A 2785-nucleotide genomic window follows, 5' to 3' on the forward strand; every position below is an offset into this window, starting at 1 on the left:
GCCGCACACAGTGAGGCCGCTCAGCCGACCGTTGCCGGAGCATTGGCTTCCGTCTCCGAGCCCACCGGCAAGAAGGCCTCCGTCTCGGAGCCCACCGGCAAGAAGGCCTCCGTCTCGGAGCCCACCGGCAAGAAGGCGAAGAAGGCGTAGCCGCAGGAATACATCAGGCCCTTCCCGTCAAGCGGGGAGGGCCTGATGCGTGGGTTTGGCGGTTGCGGCCCGGAAGGATTCAGCCTTGGCGTTGTCCCACGGGGCAGCTGATCTCAGCCCGCTGGGACTGGCGCAGGAGTCTCCTCCGCGGGCGGCGGGGCATCTGCGGCGGGCGGAGCATCGCCCGGCGCGGGCGCAGCCGGTTCGGCAAGGACGAACGGCACCGTCGTCGAACGCAGGTTGCCGAGTTGCACCACCAGGTTGTAGGTGCCGGGTCCGATCGGCTGACGCGGCAGCGGGCAGTTCGCCGCCGATCCCATTCCGGTCCAGGTGACCTCCGTGGTCACCTGCTCACCCGGGTTGAACGTCTTGACGAGCGTCTCGTTGGACGGCGCGCAGTCGAGATTGGACCACAGGCGGTTGTTGTCCAGGCCGTAGACGTAGGCCGCGAGCACGGCGGCGCCGACGTCGCGCTTGCACGCCACCAGACCGATGTTGGTGACGACCATCGTGAACTTCGGCTGGTCGCCGACGACGTAGTCGGGCTGACTCGTGATGCCCTTGACCGCCAACGTGGAGTCGGGGCAGTCGTCGCCCTCCTTGAGGACCGGGGGCGGAACCACAGCCGAGACGGGTGTCGGAGTCGGGGGCGGCGCCTGCTGGGCAGGCGGCAGAATGGGGGTCTTGACCTCGGGGTTCTCACCGGGAAGCGGGGTAGGGGCGCTGGACGTGGCGGCCTGTTGAGCCGGAGCGTCTCCGCCGGTGCTGTTACTGAAGACCACGATGGCGATGACGATCACGATGACGAGGACTAGCGCCCCGACCCCCAACGCCAGAAACCGCCGGCGCCGGTAGATCTCCGGCGGCAACGGGCCAGGCGGTTCGGTTTCCAGCACGAATACCACGGTAAGGGCAGGTCACGCCATAGCGTCCGACCTTGCTCGGCGTGTCGCGCGTCAGCCTTCGCCGATATCGCCCAAATGATCCCGCAGAACCACCCGGCCATCGGCCAGGTGGTAGGTGAGCCCGACGATCGCGAGCCTGCCCTCCTGGATGCGCTGAGCGATCTCCACGGACCTCACCCGCAGCTGGGCCACCGTTTCGTTCACGTGCCGCGCCTCGAACTCGTCGACACGCGTGAGCCCGGCACTGCGCCCGAGCAGGATCGACGGGGTCACTCGCTCCACGATGTCGCGTACGTAGCCGCCGGGCACCTCGCCGTCGTCGATCGCCGAGAGCGCCGCTCGAACCGCTCCACAGCTGTCGTGGCCGAGCACCACGATCAGCGGCACGTCGAGCACCGAGACCGCATATTCGATCGAACCGAGCACGGCCAAGTCGGCGACGTGACCCGCGGTGCGCACCACGAACATGTCGCCGAGGCCTTGATCGAAGATGATCTCGGCGGCCACCCGGCTGTCGGCGCAGCCGAAGACCACGGCGGTGGGCTTTTGCCCGTGGGCGAGTCGTGCCCTGTCCGCGATGCTTTGGCTGGGATGCGCCGGCTGGCCGGCGACGAATCGCTCGTTACCCTCCTTCAGTGCTTTCCAGGCGGATATCGGGTTCGAGTTGGGCATGGGCACATTGTGCACGGAGTCGGAGTTGACGGTCGATCCGAGTGAACTGCTGCGCTGGTACGAGCGTGCGCAGCGCGACCTGCCGTGGCGGCGGCCGGGAGTCTCGGCCTGGCAGATTCTGGTCAGCGAGTTCATGCTGCAGCAGACGCCCGTCGCCAGGGTCGAGCCGATCTGGCGCGACTGGGTGGCCCGGTGGCCGACGCCGTCCGCCACCGCAGCGGCAAGCGCGGCCGACGTGTTGCGCGCATGGGGCAAGCTCGGTTACCCACGCCGGGCAAAGCGGTTGCACGAGTGCGCGACGGTGATCGCGACCGAGCACGGCGACGTGGTGCCCGACGACGTGGACGCTTTGCTCGCACTCCCGGGCATAGGCACGTACACGGCACGGGCGATCGCGTGTTTCGCCTACGGCAAGCGGGTGCCCGTCGTCGACACCAACGTCCGACGGGTCGTCGCCAGGGCCGTGCATGGGAGGGCGGACTCGCCTTCCAGCGTCCGCGATCTCGCCGACGTCGACGCGCTGATTCCCAATGACTCACGCGCACCACGTTTTTCGGCGGCATTGATGGAGCTCGGCGCGACCGTGTGCACGGCTCGTTCACCCCGCTGCGGAGTGTGTCCGCTCAGCGTCTGCGCCTGGCGGTCGGCCGGCTTCCCGCCGTCGACTGAGCCCACCCGCCGGGTCCAGCGCTACGCGGGCACCGATCGCCAGGTTCGCGGACGGTTGTTGGATGTGTTGCGGGCCAACGACGCTCCGGTCGACAGAGCGCAGTTGGACGTGGCCTGGCTGTCGGACCCGGCGCAACGCGATCGGGCGCTCGTCTCGTTGCTGGCCGACGGTCTGGTCGAGCAGACCCCCGACGGCCTGTTCGCGCTCAGCGGAGAAGGTGGTGAAGCCAGGCCACTGAACGGCCTGGTGAACTAGCCTGGGAGGGTGGCCGCAAGAGTTTCGCGGGCTCCGCGGACCCGGTACGCGTCGCGGGGCGATCTGGACATCGCCTACCAGGTGATCGGCGACGGACCGGTGGACCTGGTCGCCATGCCGGGACCCTTCGTAC

The 2785-nt window shown here is 68.6% G+C and carries 4 protein-coding genes; 2 read left to right on the plus strand and 2 right to left on the minus strand.

Annotated features, from left to right (window positions below):
- Positions 1 to 263: 263 nt before the first annotated feature.
- Together ACRDUX_RS41515 and ACRDUX_RS41520 are read right to left on the minus strand one after the other, a co-directional pair.
- Complete coding sequence (locus ACRDUX_RS41515; RefSeq protein WP_526423511.1) at positions 264 to 1046, minus strand: hypothetical protein; 783 nt, start codon at positions 1044 to 1046, stop codon at positions 264 to 266.
- A 60-nt stretch (positions 1047 to 1106) separates the two neighbouring features.
- On the minus strand, positions 1107 to 1727 hold the full coding sequence (locus tag ACRDUX_RS41520) for a carbonic anhydrase (protein ID WP_526423513.1): 621 nt from the start codon (positions 1725 to 1727) through the stop codon (positions 1107 to 1109).
- 25 nt (positions 1728 to 1752) lie between these two features.
- Between ACRDUX_RS41520 and ACRDUX_RS41525 the strand changes: the two genes are divergently transcribed.
- Together ACRDUX_RS41525 and ACRDUX_RS41530 are read left to right on the plus strand one after the other, a co-directional pair.
- Positions 1753 to 2652, plus strand: a complete 900-nt coding sequence (locus ACRDUX_RS41525; RefSeq protein WP_526423515.1) for an iron-sulfur binding domain-containing protein — start codon at positions 1753 to 1755, stop codon at positions 2650 to 2652.
- A 9-nt stretch (positions 2653 to 2661) separates the two neighbouring features.
- On the plus strand, positions 2662 to 2785 hold a 124-nt coding region (locus ACRDUX_RS41530; protein ID WP_526423517.1), incomplete at its 3' end, for a hypothetical protein.

The organism is Mycobacterium sp., from assembly GCF_050701675.1.
GTDB lineage: Bacteria > Actinomycetota > Actinomycetes > Mycobacteriales > Mycobacteriaceae > Mycobacterium.